Genomic DNA, 16,928 nt, shown 5'->3' with positions numbered 1-16,928 from the left:
GTGACAGCCCCTGGCGGACTCCTCCACGGCCGGGCCCGGTCGGAGAGAGTGCGAAGTCACCTCCGAGCGGGGCCTGGCATGGAGTTCTCACCGACCGTGCAACGTCCGGCGCCCCGGCGTCGGTTCCCGCCCCACGGGTGTTGGCCGGATCTTTCCCCGTGACCGCTCGGCCGGGCCTACTCGAGGACCGTGACAGGGTCCCCGATCCGGATCGTGCCGCGGTCGAGGGGGACCAGATTCTGGCCGAACGCCAGCTTGTTGCCGATCTTGCGGTGCCGGCCGAGCGTGCGCAGGGGTTCTCGGCCCACCGCGGCCGTGGACTGGTCGGTCGTCGTGACCGCGCAGCGCCCGCACACCTTGGCGACACGGAAGGCGACCTCGCCGATCGCGATGCGGGTCCAGTGGTCCTCGGCCCAGGCATCGGTGCCGGACACGACGACGTTGGGCCGGAACCGGTTCATCGGCAGCGGGCCCTCGTCCGCGTGCGCGCCTTGCGCGATCAGGGAGTTGAGGGCGTCGAGGGAGGCGTCGGTGGTGAGCAGCAGGGGGTAGCCGTCCGCGAAGGTCACCGTCTCGCCCGGAAGGGCGAACTCGGGCTCGACGGGGCGGCACACGGCCGGATCGTCCATGTGCACGAGGCGGGTTCCGGCGCCCAGGTAGGCGCTGCACCAGGCGTGTGCGTCCGGCTGCTCCGCGAGGACGCCCTCCACCTTCTCGCCGAAGATCTCCACCGGCACCGTGCCCTGCGGCCGCGGCACCGGAACCGCCAGCGGGTCCATGCCCGGGGCGGACAGCCGTACGCCGCCGCCGGGCAGGAGCTCGGCGGCGGCCAGTGCGAGGCGTGGCTGCTGACGTTGTGTGACGACCTTTCCCCCGTCGTCGATCAGCGCCCAGCGCCGGTCTCCGGCCAGCCCCCAGGGCTCCACGACGGCCTCCTGGGGCGCGAGACCCCGGAACGCCTTGACCGGATGAACGTGAATCGACCGCAGCCGTGCATTCCCCATGGAGCCATCGTGCCAGGTGGCGGTGACAGCGGGGAGAGCGGCTCAGTAGCCGCCGCGGTACGGCTGCTGGTTCTGGTACGGATCCTGGTAGGGAGCCGCGGTGGGCCGGGGAGCCGCGGGACGCATGGCCTCGTAGCCCGTGCCTGCCGCCATGGGGCGCTGCGGCTGCTGCTGTGGGCCGGGATAGCCGCGCGGCGCGGTGGCCTGCTGCGGGATGTAGGCGGCGGGCGCCTGCTGCAGCGGTGAGGGCTGCTGCGCCTGCGGGTAGCCGTAGGAGGGCTGGGAGGGGCCCGCCGGGAGGGCGGGCAGGGCCGACGGCAGCGCGGGCAGGTTGCTGCCCGGCATGTCGTAGGCGGCGGGGACCCTGATCGGAGCGATCTGCGGGGTGCCCCGCTCGGCGACGAGCCTGTCGTAGATCGGGGTGTCCGGGAAGGCGGAGTAGTAACCGCCGCCATAAGTGGAGCGGGGGGAGGTCATGGCACATAAGTTAAGCCCACGATGTGCTGGTTGGGGAGACCGATAAGAAGGTTGTTTTCCGTGGCTGCAGTGGCCCGGGATGCCCAATGCGAGCGAACAGGCCAAAAAGGGGCGCCCCAGGAGGGCGTGATCCGATAAATGCCGAGTTCCGGACGGGTTACCGGCGGGTCACTCGACGGTCCGGTCGCGCCTCGCATGGGAGTCCGGCGCACTGAGGAATAGGTTGTGCTCAGGAGAACCCGCAGGCGGCTTCCGGGCGCGGAGCGGCGCTGAGACACGCGAGGGGGACGGACATGTCAATGCCCAAGGGATCGAACACTCCGGTGCCGACGGCGGCGCTGCGGGTGGAACTGGGCTGGCGCTCCGGCCCCGGGGTCCCCGACGCGGACGCCTCGGCGCTGCTGCTCGTGGGCCGCAAGGTCCGCTCGGACAGCGACTTCGTCTTCTACAACCAGCCGGCGCACGCCTCCGGCGCGGTCCGGCACGAGGGCAAGAGGGACGGCGGCGGCAGGGTCACCGACACCCTCCTCGTCGATCTCGCGCGCGTGGAGCCGGCGATCGAGACGGTCGTCCTCGCCGCGTCCGCAGACGGCGGTACGTTCGGACAGGTGCCTGATCTCTATATCGAAGTGCGCGATGCCGGCTCCCAAGCGGTGGTCGCGCGATTCGACAGCACGGGCGCGAGTGTAGAAACCGCTTTCGTATTGGGTGAGTTCTATCGTCGGCAGGGCGCGTGGAAATTCCGTGCGGTCGGCCAGGGATACAGCACCGGACTCGAGGGCCTCGCCACCGACTTCGGCATCACCGTGGACGAACCCCAGCAGGCCTCGTCCGCCGCCGCTCCCGTGGTGCCCCCGGTCGCCCCACCGGTGACGGCTCCGCGGCCCGTCGCGCCGCCCGTGACGATGCCGCCGCCGGCCGGGCCCCCGGCCCCCGTCCAGCCCCCGGCGCCGCCCAGCGCGCCGGTCCGGCTGAGCAAGGTCACGCTGACCAAGGCGGCCCCGGCGGTCTCCCTCGCCAAACAGGGCGGCACCTCCGGCGCCCTGCGCGTGAACCTCAACTGGGAGGTGCGCAAGCAGTTCTCGGGCTGGGGCAGCAAGCGCGGCCGCGCGGTCGCCCTGCACGCCGACCTCGACCTCGATCTGTGCGCCCTGTACGAACTCACCGACGGCAGCAAGGGAGTCGTCCAGGCCCTCGGCAACGCTTTCGGCTCCCTGAACCGCCCGCCGTACATCCACCTCGACGGCGACGACCGCACCGGTGCCGTGGCGAGCGGCGAGAACCTCACCGTCAACCTCGACCACAAGGCGAGCTTCCGGCGGATCCTCGTCTTCGTCACCATCTACGAGGGCGCGCGTTCCTTCGCCGACCTGCACGCCACGGTCACCCTCCAGCCGCAGTACGGCGCGCCGATCGACTTCTCGCTCGACGAGTGCACGGTCCCCTCGACCGTGTGCGCGCTCGCCCTGATCACCAACACCGGCGGCGATCTGATCGTCCAGCGCGAGGCCCGCTACCTGGTGCCCGAGCGCGGGGTGAGCCCCCAGCGCACCGTCGACCACACCTACGGCTGGGGCATGAACTGGACCCCCGGCCGGAAGTGACCGCCCCCGGAGCCGTCAGAGGGGCCGCTCGTCCGCAACGGTGTCGGGGCGTGCGTAGGTGCGCCCCTTCCAGGCCGCGCCCCGCCCCCGGTAGTGCTGGACCGCGCTGTCCACGGTCATCAGGAGGTACAGGCACGCGGTGAACGGCAGTAGCGGGGCGAGCCACAGCGGCTGGCGGTAGTAGCGGAGCATGGGCACGTACGTGCCCGTCATCACCAGCCAGGCGAGGCCGCCGAGGACGGCCGCGGGCCAGGCGCCTGCCGCCGCACCCACGAGCAGCGCCAGCGGAGGCGCCAGGTAGACCAGCAGCAGCCCGGCGACCGTCCCGAGCAGCAGCAGGGGGTTGTGCCGCAGCTGGGCGTACGCGCTGCGCGACACCATCCGCCACAGGTCCTGCAGGCGCGGATAGGGCCGGACGCTGTCCACCTTCTCCGCCAGCCCCAGCCAGATGTGCCCACCCGTGCCCTTCACGGTCCGCGCCAGCGCCACGTCGTCGATCACGGCGTGCCGGATGGCGTCCGGGATCCGCGCCCGCTCGGCGGTGTCGGCACGCAGCAGGACGCAGCCGCCCGCCGCGGCCGCCGTCCGTGCCCGCCGCCTGCCGATCCGGCGGAACGGATACAACTGCGCGAAGAAGTAGACGAACGCGGGGACCACCAGGCGCTCCCACGCGCTCTCCACCCGCAGCCGGGCCATCTGCGAGACCATGTCGAAGCCGCCGGCGCGCGCCGCCGCGACCAGTTCCCGCAGGCTGTCCGGCTCGTGCGCGATGTCGGCGTCCGTCAGCAGGAGGTACTGCGGTCCACGCGCGCGTGCCAGGCCGATGCCGTGCCGCACGGCCCACAGCTTGCCCGTCCAGCCGGGCGGCGGCTCGCCGGGGGAGCCGACGGTCAGGGGCAGACCGCCGTGGGAGGCGGCCAGTTCGCGGGCGAGGTCGCCGGTGCCGTCCGAACTGCCGTCGTCGATCAGGAAGATCTCGGCACGCCCCGGATAGTCCTGGGCGAGCAGAGAGGGCAGGGCGGCGGGCAGCACGGCGGCCTCGTCGCGGGCCGGGACGACCACGCAGACAGGGGGCCAGTCGCCGGGATCCGCGCGGCGCGGCAGCCTGACGTCCGTGCGCCAGAAGAAGCCCTGACACAGCAGCAGCCACAGCCAGGCGGCGAGGGACACGGCGGCAATCCACACGAGGGCGCTCACCCGCGCAGTCTGCCCCACCCGACCGGCCCTGAACGGCTCATCGTCTATCGTGGCCGCGTGAAGATCGCGCTCATGGACTCCGGAATCGGTCTGCTTCCCGCCGCCGCCGTGGCGCGCCGTCTGCGGCCCGACGCCGACCTCGTCCTGTCCTGGGACCCCGACGGGATGCCCTGGGGGCCGCGCACACCGGAGGACATCACCGAGCGGGCCCTGGCCGTCGCCGGAGCGGCCGCGGAGCACGACCCGGACGTGCTGATCGTCGCCTGCAACACGGCCTCCGTGCACTCGCTGCCCGCGCTGCGCGCCCGTTTCGAGCCGAAGCTGCCGATCATCGGCACCGTGCCCGCGATCAAGCCCGCCGCCGCCGGCGGCGGCCCCGTCGCGATCTGGGCGACGCCCGCCACCACCGGCAGCCCCTACCAGCGCGGCCTCATCCAGGAGTTCGCGGCGGGCGTCGACGTCGCCGAGGTGCCCTGCCCGGGGCTCGCGGACGCCGTGCACCACGCCGACGACGCGGCGGTCGAGGCCGCCGTCGCCGCGGCCGCCGCGCGCACCCCGGACGACGTCACCACCCTCGTCCTGGGCTGCACCAACTACGAACTGGTCGCCGAGCGCATCCGCGCCGCCGTGCAGCGGCCGGACGGACCGCCGCTCATCCTGCACGGCACCGCCGGCGCGGTTGTCGCCCAGGCGCTGCGCCGGATCGGCGCTCAGCCCGTCCCCGAGGCCGACGCCGAAGGCACCCTCACGGTGCTGCTCAGCGGCCGCCCGGCCGAGCTGCCCGCGACGGCGCTGACGTATGAGGAGGGACGTTTCCTCCAGGCGGTCAGCCCCGCCCGGTGACCGGCGGGTGCCCGGTCGGCGCAGTCACTGTCCGCGACCCGGTACCACCGCTGCGAAACCTAGGTAACCTCATCGGTATGAGGGACCACCCCCAGGACGAGAGCTCCCGGCACCCCGACATCTGGACGGGCCGGGCCACCAACCGTGCCCAGTGGCTGCTGGCGCTCGGCGGCGCGGCCTTCATGGCGCTCGGCGTCGAGCTGGCCGTCGACTCCACCTGGACCTCCGGCATCGCCCCGCTGGTCATGTCCGTCGTCGGCTGCATCGCCGCCGGACTGCTGGTGCTGTTCGGCACGCTCGCCTTCGTGCACGTGGACCTGAAGCTCGACAAGGAGTCCCTCGAGGTGCGCTGCGGCCACATCGGCGTGCCGCGCCGGCGCATCCCCCTCGACCACGTGGCGGGCGCCGAGTTCGCCCCGCACGTCACCCCGCGCCAATGGGGCGGCTGGGGCTACCGCTGGCGGCCCGAGAAGGGCACCGCGGTCGTCGTGCGCCGGGGCGAGGGCGTCGTGCTGCGGTTGTGGGACGGCCACACGTTCACGATCACCGTGGACAACGCCGAGGCCGCCGTGCGGGTCATCAGGGACCGGCTGCGGTCGGGCACCCCCGGCACGGCGCACTGAACGGCGTCACCAGCCGCTCGTCGTGTCCGCACCGCCTCCGTCTCACGGCGTGAGGCGGTCGCCCTGTGGTCGTACCCGTGGCGCCTCCTGCTCGGGCGAGCCGTCGGCGAGCGGCCGCGCAGTGGCCAGGCCCGCCAGGAGCCCCGCTCCCACCGACACGGCGGTGAAGCTCAGCGCGTTGCCGACCGAGGCGATCGCCGCGAGCAGGCTCAGCGTCGCGCCCGCCGTGAGCACGACCGAGGTGGGGCGCGTTGAGCGCCACAGCGTGTACAGCAGCCACCCGAACACCGCCCCCAGCAGCAGCACGCCGACGACCCCCTGCTCCGCCGCCTGCTGCAACAGCGCCGAGTGCGGCTTGCCGTCGGAGGACAGGGTGCGGGTCGCCGTGGTGCTCACCTCGCCGAAGCGCCCCGGCCCGACACCGAGAGCCGCGTTGTCGTGCGACAGGCGCAGGGCGTCGTGCCACAGCCGCAGCCGGTACGGCGTCAGTTCTCCCTGCAGCGACGCGGTCAGCCCGCCGGGCACCGCGCCGGCGGCGATGGTCCAGGTGAGCAGGGCCGCCGCCGCGGCACCGAGCGCCAGACCGGCCATCCCCAGGGCGCGCCGGCGCATCCGGCCGGCGGCGAGCGAGCACAGCAGTACGGCCGTACAGCCGATGAATCCGCTGATCGATCCGAGCAGCGGCGCGGCCACCGTGATCCCGGCCGCCAGCGCGCCCAGGGCGAACCGCAGGGCCGGTGACTCGGCCTCCCACGCGGCGCAGCACGCGGCACCCGTGCAGAGGGTGAGCAGGGCGGCGGTACCCCCGGCGTGACCGAGCGGCGCGTCGATCTGCGGGCCGGCCGCGAGGCGTGGCACGGCCAGCATCACGACGAGCCCGGCCAGCGAGCCCGCGCACAGCGCCGCGACCGGCAGCAACGCACCGCAGATCCGTCCCGCGGCATAGCCGGCCGCAACGGCCAGCACCGCCAGCAGCACGCCCTCCGGGCGGCCGTCGTGCGCGGTCGCCGTGATCAGCGACCAGGTGGCGCAACCACCCAGCGCGATCACGCCCGCCGCGTCCGAAACGTTTCGTCTGTCGCCGTCCTCCATAGGACCGGCGACGGACCTCGTCCCCGTGGAACCCACCCCGCCCCCCACACCCGACCGAAGCCCCCCGACCTCGCACGACCCGCCCGTCGAGGCCGTGACCGGCCGGGCGACTGTGGCTGGGCACACCGTAACCGCTGATGGGCGTTTTGTGGATGAGTTGGACCGAGATGCGCAGGAACGGTGGGGCGGCCGGTTCCCGCGGGCCCACGTGCTGCCATGTGGACCGCGCTGTCCCGGCCAAGGTCACCCGCCGTACACTCCCCGAGTGACCGTCACCGCAACCTCCGTGGACGAGTCGGACCAGTTGCAGCCGCAGACCGCGCCCTCCTCGCGCGCGGCGCGCCTCGTACGCCTCGTTCCGGCCCTCGCCGCCGCACTCTGCGGAGTGCTGCTCTACGTCAGTTTCCCGCCGCGCCCCCTGTGGTGGCTGGCGCTGCCGGCCTTCGCCGGGTTCGGCTGGGTGCTGCGCGGCCGCGGCTGGAAGGCGGGTCTGGGCCTCGGCTATCTGTTCGGCCTCGGCTTCCTGCTGCCGCTGCTGGTGTGGACGGGCGTGGAGGTCGGTCCCGTGCCGTGGATCGCGCTGGCCGCGATCGAGGCGATGTTCATCGCGCTGGTCGGCGCGGGCGTCGCCGCGGTGTCGAGACTGCCCGCCTGGCCGCTGTGGGCGGCGGCGGTGTGGATCGCGGGCGAGGCGGCACGCGCGCGCGTGCCCTTCCACGGCTTCCCCTGGGGCAAGGTCGCCTTCGGCCAGGCGGACGGTGTGTTCCTGCCGCTGGCCGCGGTGGGCGGCACCCCGGTGCTGGGCTTCGCGGTCGTCCTGTGCGGCTTCGGTCTGTGCGAGGCCGTACGCCTGGGCCTTGACGCGCGGCGCACCCGGGAGATCCGGCGGTCGGCCGCGGCGGTGGCCCTGCTCAGCGTGGCCGTACCGGTGGCGGGCGCGGTGGCCGCCCGTGCGCTGGTCAGCGACAAGGCGCAGGACGGCTACACGACCATCGCGCTCATCCAGGGCAACGTGCCCCGCTCCGGGCTGGAGTTCAACGCCCAGCGCAGGGCCGTCCTCGACTACCACGCGCGCGAGACCGAGCGCCTGGCCGCCGAGGTCAAGGCCGGCAAGATCGCCAGGCCCGACCTCGTGCTGTGGCCGGAGAACTCCTCCGACGTCGATCCCTTCGCCAACGCCGACGCGTATGCCGTCATCGACCACGCGGCCAAGGCGATCGGCGCGCCGATCTCGGTCGGCGGCGTCGTCGCCCGCGACGGCAAGCTGTGGAACGAGCAGATCCTCTGGGACCCGAAGAAGGGCCCGACCGACACCTACGACAAGCGGCAGATCCAGCCCTTCGGCGAGTACCTGCCGCTGCGCGGCCTGATCGGCGCGATCAACGGCAACTGGACCTCGATGGTCCGCCAGGACTTCAGCCGGGGCACCAAGCCGGGCGTGTTCACCATGGACCGCGCCAAGGTCGGCCTGGTCACCTGCTACGAGGCCGCCTTCGACTGGGCCGTGCGCTCCGAGGTCACCGACGGCGCCCAGCTGATCTCCGTGCCCAGCAACAACGCGACCTTCGACCGCAGCGAGATGACCTACCAGCAGCTCGCCATGTCCCGGGTCCGCGCCGTCGAGCACAGCCGCACCGTGACCGTGCCCGTCACCAGCGGCGTCAGCGCGATCATCATGCCGGACGGGAGGATCACCCAGAAGACCGGCATGTTCGTCCACGCACACCTGGTGCAGAAGGTGCCGCTGCGCTCCTCCGAGACCCCCGCCACCCGGCTGGGCGTCCTTCCGGAGATCGCCCTGGTACTGGTCGCCGCCGGTGGTCTCGGCTGGGCGATCGGCGCGGGGGTGCGCGGGCGGCGGACGAGGGACGCGTAGCGGTCCCGCGGCCCGCTCGCCGGGGCCGTGCGGTGGGACGCCGGGCGCATGCCCGGGGAGCGCGCCGGGGTGTGGGCGTCGGCATCGTAGGGTCGGTGCCATGCCGACTCCTGACTTCATCCGCGAGATCCGGGCCACCGCGGGCCACCAGCTGCTCTGGCTTCCCGGCGTCAGCGCCGTCGTCTTCGACGACGAGGGCAGAGTGCTGCTCGGACAACGTGCCGACAACCTCAGGTGGGCGCTGATCTCCGGCATCCCGGACCCCGGCGAGCAGCCCGCCGCCGCCGTCGTGCGGGAGGTGGAGGAGGAGACCGGCGTCCGCGTCGCCGTCGAGCGGCTGGTCTCGGTGCGCTCCAGCCGGCAGGTCGCCTACCCGAACGGCGACGTCTGCCAGTTCATGGACCTCTGCTTCCGCTGCCGCGTCCTGGGCGGCGAGGCGCGGGTGAACGACGACGAGTCGCTGGCCGTCGGCTGGTTCTCGCTCGACGAGCTGCCCGAGATGACCGAGTTCCACCACTTCCGCATCAAGCAGGCCCTGTCCGACGAACCCACATGGTTCGACCCCACCGCACCGCAGTGAAGTATGTGCTTTGACCACATGTGGCGAGGGCATAGGGCTGCCTAGGGTCGTTCCATGACCCCGACCGGTGCCCTTCCGCCCTCCCACGCCCTCGCCCTCGACCTCGGTGGCCGCACCGCCCTCGTCACCGGCGCCGCCAGTGGTATCGGCCGCGCCTGTGCGCTGCGGCTCGCGGCCGCCGGGGCCAAGGTCAGAGCCGTCGACCGGGACGCCGAAGGACTCGAGTCCCTGGCCGAGGAGGCCGCCGGTCTCACGGGCGCCATCGAAGCGCACGTCCTGGACCTCACCGACCTCGACGCCGCCGAGCACGCGGCCGCCGGAACCGACGTCCTCGTCAACAACGCGGGCCTGCAACTGGTCCGCCCCATCGAGGAGTTCCCGCCCGACGTCTTCCACACCGTGCTCACGGTCATGCTGGAGGCGCCCTTCCGGCTGATCCGCGGCGCCCTGCCGCACATGTACGGGCAGGGCTGGGGCCGCATCGTCAACGTCTCCTCCGTCCACGGGCTGCGCGCCTCGCCGTACAAATCCGCCTACGTGGCCGCCAAGCACGGACTGGAGGGCCTGTCCAAGACCGCCGCCCTGGAAGGCGCCTCCCATGGAGTGACCTCGAACTGCGTCAACCCCGGCTATGTGCGCACCCCCCTGGTCGAGCGGCAGCTGGCCGACCAGGCCGAGGCGCACGGCATCCCCGTGGAACGCGTCCTGACCGAGGTGCTGCTGCAGGACAGTGCACTCAAGCGCCTCGTCGAACCGGCGGAGGTCGCCGAGGCCGTGGCGTATCTGTGCGGCCCGCAGGCGTCCTTCGTCACGGGCACCTCGCTCGTCCTCGACGGCGGCTGGACCGCCCACTGACCAGGCGTACACCTGTGCGAGGAGGAGTTGTCCACAGGGCTGACGGGGCGGCCGTGCGATGGGTGATGCTGTGAGCATGTCCCGCGATCACGTGCAGTCCGCCGAGCGCTCCGCCGCCGAAGCGCCGCCCGCCGCGCCCACCGGCGTCGAGACGCCGTTCCTGGAGCTGCTGGCCAGGGGAGCGTCGGCCGACGCCTATGAGCAGCCGGTGCTGCTGGCCCGCGCCGAGGGACGGCCCGCCGAGACGATCGGCGGGCTGGAGCGGGCCAAGGTGCTCGCCCTGCGGGTGCGCTCGGAGCTGGAGGGCCGGCGCCGTCGCGAGGCCGAGCTGTCGGCGCTCTTCGAGACCGCCCACGACCTCGCGGGACTGCGCGACCTGGACGCGGTCCTCAAGGCGATCGTGCAGCGCGCCCGCTCGCTGCTGGGCACGGACGTCGCCTACCTCAGCCTGAACGACCCCGAGCGCGGCGACACCTACATGCGGGTGACCGAGGGCTCGGTCGCCGCCCGCTTCCAGCAGCTGCGGCTCGGCATGGGGGAGGGCCTCGGCGGGCTGGTCGCCCAGACGGCCCGCCCCTACGTCACCGACGACTACTTCAAGGACGCCCGCTTCCAGCACACCCGCACGATCGACGCCGGTGTCCGCGACGAGGGCCTGGTCGCCATCCTCGGCGTGCCCCTGACGCTGGGCCATCACGTGATCGGCGTGCTCTTCGCCGCAGACCGGCGCGCCCGGGTCTTCGAACGCGAGCAGATCGCCCTGCTGGGCTCCTTCGCCGCACTGGCCGCGGCCGCCATCGACACCGCCAACCTGCTCACCGAGACCCGCTCGGCCCTCGCCGGCCTTGAGCGGGCCAACGAGATCATCCGGGACCGCAGCGCGGTCATCGAGCGCGCCTCCGACGTCCACGACCGGCTCGCCGAGCTCGTGCTGCGCGGCGGCGGGGTGCACGACGTGGCCGCGGCCGTCGCCCAGGTCCTCGACGGCACGGTCGAGTTCACCGAGGCCGCCGACACCGCCGCGGCGCCCCTGGAGGCCTCCCGGGCGGAGGGCCACGCCGTACGGCACGCGGACGACTGGATCGCCGCCGTCACCGCCGGCGGCGAACTGCTCGGCGCTCTCGTGCTGCGCGGCCACCCCGGCCTCGACCCCGTCGACCAGCTCACCCTGGAGCGGGCCGCGATGGTCACCTCGCTGCTGCTGCTGGCCAGGCGCTCGGCCGCCGACGCCGAGCAGCGCGTCCGCGGCGAGCTCCTGGACGACCTGCTCGACGCCCGCGACCGCGACCCGCGACTGCTGCGGGAGCGCGCCTGCCGGCTGCACGCCGACCTCGACTCCACCCATGTCGTCCTCGCCGCCCGCCTCGACGGCCCCGCCGCCGACGCCGAGCAGGAGGCGGCCGCCCGCAGACGGCTGGGAGCCGCCGCCTCCCACCTCGCGGCGACCCGGCACGGCCTGGCCGCCGCCCGCGACGGCGGCACCGTCCTGCTGCTGCCCCTCACCGCCGGGGAGACCGCGACCGGCCTGGCCCGCCGCACCGCCCGCCAGCTGGGCACCGCAGTCCACGAACCGGTCACCGTCGGCGCCTCCGCTCCCGTCCGGGACCTCGCCGCCCACCCCGACCACGTGGCCGCCGGCTACGCCGAGGGCCGCCGCTGCCTGGAGGCCCTGCGCCCGCTGGGCCGCGCCGGCGACGGCGCCGCCGCCGAGGACTTCGGCTTCCTGGGCCTGCTGCTCGCGGGCGACCGGGACATCGCCGGTTTCGTCGACCGCACCATCGGCCAGGTCGTCGCCTACGACGAACGCCGCGGCACCGACCTGGTGCGCACCCTGGACGCCTACTTCACCTGCGGCATGAGCCCGGCCCGCACCAAGGACGCCCTGCACGTCCACGTCAACACCGTCGCCCAGCGGCTGGAGCGCGTCGGCCGGCTCCTCGGCGAGGACTGGCAGGACCCCGCCCGCGCCCTGGAGATCCAACTCGCTCTGCGGCTGCACCGGTTGTCCGCACCGGCACAGCACTGACCCCCGTACGCGCGGGCGTACGGGGGCCGGTGCCGTCCGCTCAGACGGTGCGCGCGTCCGCCGCCGGAACCGCCGCGGTCTCCGCGCCCACGGACGGCTCGACGTCGGCCAGGTCCCGGTGGCGGGTCTCCTTGGCCGCGAGCACGGCGATCACCGTCAGGGCGGCCGCGGCGACGACGTACAGCGCGATCGGGGTGGAGCTGTCGTAGTCGGCCAGCAGCGCGGTGGCGATCAGCGGGGCCGGCGCGCCCGCGGCGACGGAGGCGAACTGGGCGCCGATGGAGGCACCGGAGTAGCGCATCCGGGTCGCGAACATCTCGGAGAAGAAGGCCGCCTGGGGCGCGTACATGGCACCGTGCAGGATCAGGCCCACGGTGACGGCGAGGAGCAGGGCGCCGAAACCGCCGGTGTCGACGAGGGAGAAGAAGGGGAACATCCACAGCCCGACGCCCACCGCGCCCAGCAGGTACACGGGCCGCCGTCCGACGCGGTCCGACAGGGCGCCCCACGCCGGGATGACCGCGAAGTGCACGGCCGAGGCGATGAGCACCGCGTTCAGCGCGGTCTGCTTGGAGACGCCGGCCGAGGTGGTGGCGTAGACGAGGATGAACGCGGTGATGACGTAGTAGCTGATGTTCTCGGCCATGCGGGCGCCCATCGCGATCAGCACGTCCCGCCAGTGGTGGCGCAGCACCGACACCAGCGGCAGCTTCTCCGCCTCGCCGTTCCGGGCCGCCTTGCGGGCCTCGGCCTGCGCCAGCGCCTCCTTGAACACGGGCGACTCGTCGACGGACAGCCGGATCCACAGACCGACGACCACCAGGACGCCGGAGAGCAGGAACGGAATCCGCCAGCCCCACGATCCGAAGGCGGCGTCCGACAGCAGGGCCGTCAGCAGGGACAGCACACCGGTGGCCAGCAACTGCCCGGCGGGCGCGCCGGTCTGCGGCCACGAGGCCCAGAAGCCGCGCCGCCGCGCGTCGCCGTGCTCGGACACCAGCAGCACCGCGCCGCCCCACTCGCCGCCGAGCGCGAAGCCCTGGACCAGCCGCAGCGTGGTCAGCAGCACCGGAGCGGCGCTGCCGACGGTCGCGTGCGTGGGCAGCAGACCGATCGCGAAGGTCGCCCCGCCCATCATCAGCAGACTCAGCACCAGCAGCTTTTTGCGCCCGATCCGGTCCCCGTAGTGCCCGAAGACCAGGGCGCCCAGCGGCCGGGCCGCGAAACCGACGGCGTACGTCAAAAACGACAGCAGCGTGCCGACCAGCGGGTCGGAGTCCGGGAAGAACAGCTTGTTGAAGACGAGCGCGGCGGCGGAACCGTAGAGGAAGAAGTCGTACCACTCGATCGTGGTGCCGATCAGACTGGCGGCGACGATGCGCTTGAGGTTGGCGGGGGTCGGTGGAGCGGATGCTGCTGCGGAGGCCATGTGCGCCACTTCCTCGTGTGCGATGGGGACGGGTACGTGTCGGCACACCGTAGGAACACGCACGTCGGGCGCACATGTGGTGGGGCTACATAGTTCGGTGGCGAGGTATCCGCGCAACCTCCATGAAGGCCATCCCGGCCGCGCCCCACGGCCCGCTCTGCACATGGCGTGAAGACGACCGTGTCGGCGCACCCGGACGACCCCGGACGCAGGAGACGGGGCCCGGGAGGAGAGCGCCTCCCGGGCCCCCGGCTCGCCCTGCGCCGGCCGTCAGACCTTGGTCGCCGCGAAGTCGGCCGCCGCGCCCGCATCGGCGGTGTAACCGAGGTGGGCCAGGACGTCGCCGCCGCCGTTCTCGCAGATCGGGTCGCCCTTGGCGCAGAAGTCGAGGGTGCGGCTCTGGTAGGGGCCGGTGACGCTCTTGCCCAGGGCCCGGATCGGATTGCCGAACAGCAGTACCGCCGCCACTCTCGGTGCCACGGAGGCCGGAAGCGTGGCCACGATGGGGCTGCCCACGACCGCGCCGTCGCTGCTGATGCCGATGGAATTGTCGACCACGTTCGCGCCCTGCGAATAGCCGACGAGGATGAAACGCTGGTTCGGGCAGGCCGCGGCCTGATCGCTGACGTGATGCACGAGGTCCGCGTTTCCCTGCGCGGCCGACGTCGGAGAAAGGTCGGCCGGGTAGTTCACCTTGTAGCCGGAGAGATTCCGGCCGGTCAGTTTCCGCTGCAGCGCGGAATACACGGGGTCGCCGACGATCGCGCCCAGGGAGCCCGGTTCGAACGTGCCGCGGGCCGCGACGACGTCGATGTCCGAGCAGGTGGCGGCCGATGCGGCGGGCGCCGAGAGCGTGGTGAGTCCGGCGCCGCCGACGAGGGAGAGCGCGGCGAGGCACAAGCGGATACGCATGGGGATCCTTTGCGGGTCGGGCGCGTTTGCGCGCCTGGGGAAAAGGACCCCCCGAACGTATTCGCGTTCGGTGATGGGGTGTTATTGCCGGGAATTCAGAAATTCCCCTGCTTTTGTTGCGTGCGGACGGGGTCCGCGGAACGCAGCGCGAGAATCATCTCCAGCCGGGTGTCCGGATCGTGCAGAGCGTCGCCGAAGACCTTCTCCAGTTGCCGCATCCGGTAGCGGACCGTCTGCGGGTGGACGTGCAGCCGGGTGGCGACGTCGGGGACGTTGCTGCCGCTGAGCAGCCAGGCCAGCAGGGTCTCGGCGAGCCGGGCGCGCTGGCCCTCGGAGACCCGCTCCAGCGGTGCCAGGGCGCGCGCCCGGAGCTGGACGAGCAGCGGCTCGTCGCTGTGCAGCAGCAGGGTCGACAGGTGCTCGTCGCACCGCACCACCCCCTGCCGGGGCAGGATGCCCCGCCCCATCAGCCCCAGAGCCAGCGACGCCCAGCGCAGCGACCGCGCGGCCTCGGCGAGCGGCACCGTCGGCCCGATCGCCGCGGGCCGGCCGCGCAGGGCGAGCGCGAAGGCGCGCCCGGCGAAGCGGCCCGAGCCGTCCGGATCGGGCACCAGCATCCGCGGCGGCCGCGCCCCCATGTCCACCAGCGCCCCGGCGGCCGCGAGCGGCCGGTCGTCCGCGCTCCGTTCGCCGGCGGCGGCGAGCGCGACGACGGCCACGTACCGGGGCACCGTCCATCGGGCCCCGTGCGCCAGTTCGTGCACGGCCTCCACCGGCACCGGCCCCTCGCCCAGCAGGAGGTCCAGCAGACGGCGGCGCCGGCGCTCCAGTTCGTCGGTGCTGCGCAGCCGGGCGTCCGCGTAGCCCTCGGCGGCCGCCTCGGCGACCTCGTGCACGGTCCGGAAGGCGAGTTCGCCCAGCGTGGCCACCACCTGGGAGTCCAGACCGAGTTCCTCCACGGTGCGGCCCATCAGCCGCCAGGCGTGCAGCCCACCGATCCGCAGCGCGGACTGCAGCGCGTCCAGACCGCGGCCCACCAGGGCCTCGCCGCGCCCGAGTTCGTAGTACGTCGCCGCGATCGCGTCGCCCGGACCGCGCGGGTCGGCGATGTGGTCGACGAACAAGGTCAGGGCTTGCACCACGCCGGCCCGCAGATTCCTGGTGTACGCGCCGTCCGCCGGGCCCGCGTACTCGGGGACCTGTCTGCGGACCTCCTCCTCCACCTCGTCGGCGACCGCTTCGAGTCGGGAGCGCAGCACGTCGGCCAGATCGGGCGGAAGCAGGGGCGCCGCCCGCCCGGCCGGCCCGTCGTGGGGGGTGGGGACGGCCATCGAGGTCACTCCTTTCACCCGGATCCGGCTCACCCGCGGGCTGTTGCCCGTGGGACGCGGGGTGTGTCCGGTGTTGGACGGACGTCCCCTGCGCTCCGTTCCGTGCCCCGACGGCACCGACATCACTCCGGCACCCCGAGCGCACGGGCGAGCATCGGCCACGACGCGGTGAACTCCTGCTTCCAGTACGGCCAGCTGTGTCCGCCGCCCGAGTAGAAGTGTTTCGTCACGGCGATGCCGAGCCGGTCGAGGGTGTCGGTGAAGCTGTGGGCCGACGGCCACAGTGTGCTCTCCAGTGCCTCGGGCAGCCAGTCGCCGATGCCGCCCAGCACGCCGCTGCCGCTGGAGACGTACAGGGGCGTGCCGCGCAGTCCCTGCGCGCGGGCCCGGGGGTTGAAGTTCTGCCAGGTGAGCAGGTCCAGGATCGGGTTGCCCCACAGGGACAGGGGAGCGAGGTTCTCGCGGGCCACGATCGCGTCGACGAGCGTGGGCACGCCGGGGAAGGTGGTGTCGAGGATGCCGCTGTAGGAGGCCGCGGCCGTGAACATTCCCGGATGGCGGGCCGCGTGGGCCATGGCACCGTAGCCGCCGGTGGAGACGCCGGCGACGGCCCGCACCGCGGAGGCCCGGTAGTCGCGGGCGAGCAGCGCCGGCACCTCCGAGAGTTGGAAGGTCTCGTAGTCCGGGCCGCCTCGCCAGGCCGTGGGAATGCCCGTGGGCCCCGCGTCCGGCATCGCCACGATCAGGTTCCGGCCCTCGGTGAAGGCCTCGATGTCCGTCTCCCTCGTCCAGGACGTGTAGTCGTCGTGGGCGCCGTGCAGCAGATACAGCACCGGGTAGGTCCGTCCGGGCTGGGTGTCGAAGCCCGACGGCAGGATCAGCCGCACGGGCGCGCCGCGTCCCAGCGCGGCGGACGGGACCGACACGTCGAGGGTGCGGGCCGTCAGCCGGGTGGCGGCCCGCGCGGTGCCGGTCGCGGCGCCGAAGAGCGCGGCCAGTCCGGTGACCGCGGCGGCCTTGGCGACGGTGCGTCGGGACACTGCGGCGGGGCGGTGCGGGTGGGACATGGCGGCTCCTCG

General features: G+C 73.3%; 15 protein-coding genes. 7 read left to right on the top strand and 8 right to left on the bottom strand.

Annotation, left to right across the window (positions count from 1 at the left end):
• Nucleotides 1-176 precede the first annotated feature (176 nt).
• Nucleotides 177-1,004: an MOSC domain-containing protein gene (locus tag LN251_RS33085; RefSeq protein WP_458247832.1), complete on the bottom strand. Its 828-nt coding sequence runs from the start codon at nt 1,002-1,004 to the stop codon at nt 177-179.
• A gap of 42 nt (nt 1,005-1,046) precedes the next feature.
• Complete coding sequence (locus tag LN251_RS33080) at nt 1,047-1,481, bottom strand: DUF6643 family protein (protein WP_458247831.1); 435 nt, start codon at nt 1,479-1,481, stop codon at nt 1,047-1,049.
• Between the two features lie 299 nt (nt 1,482-1,780).
• Between LN251_RS33080 and LN251_RS33075 the strand changes: the two genes are divergently transcribed.
• Nucleotides 1,781-3,085: a TerD family protein gene (locus LN251_RS33075; RefSeq protein WP_458248220.1), complete on the top strand. Its 1,305-nt coding sequence runs from the start codon at nt 1,781-1,783 to the stop codon at nt 3,083-3,085.
• Nucleotides 3,086-3,100: 15 nt separating this feature from the next.
• Here the strand turns inward: LN251_RS33075 and LN251_RS33070 are convergent, their stop codons facing one another.
• The gene (locus LN251_RS33070) at nt 3,101-4,300 is read right to left on the bottom strand and encodes a glycosyltransferase (protein WP_458247830.1); all 1,200 of its coding nucleotides are present in this window, start codon (nt 4,298-4,300) and stop codon (nt 3,101-3,103) included.
• A 39-nt stretch (nt 4,301-4,339) separates the two neighbouring features.
• On the opposite strand from LN251_RS33070, the gene LN251_RS33065 reads away from it, so the two are divergent.
• Nucleotides 4,340-5,125, top strand: coding sequence for a glutamate racemase (locus LN251_RS33065; RefSeq protein ID WP_458247829.1), 786 nt, complete (start codon nt 4,340-4,342; stop codon nt 5,123-5,125).
• 77 nt (nt 5,126-5,202) lie between these two features.
• Nucleotides 5,203-5,748, top strand: a complete 546-nt coding sequence (locus tag LN251_RS33060) for a hypothetical protein (RefSeq protein ID WP_458247828.1) — start codon at nt 5,203-5,205, stop codon at nt 5,746-5,748.
• Nucleotides 5,749-5,790: 42 nt separating this feature from the next.
• Here the strand turns inward: LN251_RS33060 and LN251_RS33055 are convergent, their stop codons facing one another.
• Nucleotides 5,791-6,840, bottom strand: a complete 1,050-nt coding sequence (locus LN251_RS33055; protein ID WP_458247827.1) for an O-antigen ligase family protein — start codon at nt 6,838-6,840, stop codon at nt 5,791-5,793.
• 265 nt (nt 6,841-7,105) lie between these two features.
• Between LN251_RS33055 and lnt the strand changes: the two genes are divergently transcribed.
• From lnt to LN251_RS33035, 4 genes are all read left to right on the top strand, one after another.
• Nucleotides 7,106-8,716, top strand: coding sequence for an apolipoprotein N-acyltransferase (gene lnt / locus LN251_RS33050; RefSeq protein ID WP_458247826.1), 1,611 nt, complete (start codon nt 7,106-7,108; stop codon nt 8,714-8,716).
• A gap of 100 nt (nt 8,717-8,816) precedes the next feature.
• Nucleotides 8,817-9,296 (top strand): NUDIX hydrolase, encoded by a 480-nt coding sequence (locus tag LN251_RS33045; RefSeq protein ID WP_458247825.1) that lies wholly within the window; start codon nt 8,817-8,819, stop codon nt 9,294-9,296.
• 54 nt (nt 9,297-9,350) lie between these two features.
• Nucleotides 9,351-10,151, top strand: coding sequence for a 3-hydroxybutyrate dehydrogenase (locus tag LN251_RS33040; protein WP_458247824.1), 801 nt, complete (start codon nt 9,351-9,353; stop codon nt 10,149-10,151).
• Between the two features lie 76 nt (nt 10,152-10,227).
• Nucleotides 10,228-12,177 (top strand): helix-turn-helix domain-containing protein, encoded by a 1,950-nt coding sequence (locus LN251_RS33035; protein WP_458247823.1) that lies wholly within the window; start codon nt 10,228-10,230, stop codon nt 12,175-12,177.
• A gap of 40 nt (nt 12,178-12,217) precedes the next feature.
• On the opposite strand, the gene LN251_RS33030 is transcribed toward LN251_RS33035, so the two are convergent.
• The 4 genes from LN251_RS33030 to LN251_RS33015 form a co-directional block, all read right to left on the bottom strand.
• Complete coding sequence (locus tag LN251_RS33030) at nt 12,218-13,606, bottom strand: MFS transporter (protein ID WP_458247822.1); 1,389 nt, start codon at nt 13,604-13,606, stop codon at nt 12,218-12,220.
• Nucleotides 13,607-13,876: 270 nt separating this feature from the next.
• Entirely contained in the window at nt 13,877-14,518 is a 642-nt protein-coding gene (locus LN251_RS33025; protein ID WP_458247821.1) for a cutinase family protein, read from the bottom strand.
• A 95-nt stretch (nt 14,519-14,613) separates the two neighbouring features.
• Nucleotides 14,614-15,849 carry a PucR family transcriptional regulator gene (locus tag LN251_RS33020; protein WP_458247820.1) on the bottom strand — a complete coding sequence of 412 codons (1,236 nt, stop codon included), beginning with the start codon at nt 15,847-15,849 and terminating at the stop codon, nt 14,614-14,616.
• Between the two features lie 122 nt (nt 15,850-15,971).
• Nucleotides 15,972-16,916: an alpha/beta hydrolase gene (locus LN251_RS33015; protein WP_458247819.1), complete on the bottom strand. Its 945-nt coding sequence runs from the start codon at nt 16,914-16,916 to the stop codon at nt 15,972-15,974.
• Nucleotides 16,917-16,928: the final 12 nt, after the last annotated feature.

This window comes from Streptomyces sp. MAI_2237 (genome assembly GCF_054189285.1).
This window is presented reverse-complemented; position numbering and strand designations above follow the sequence as displayed.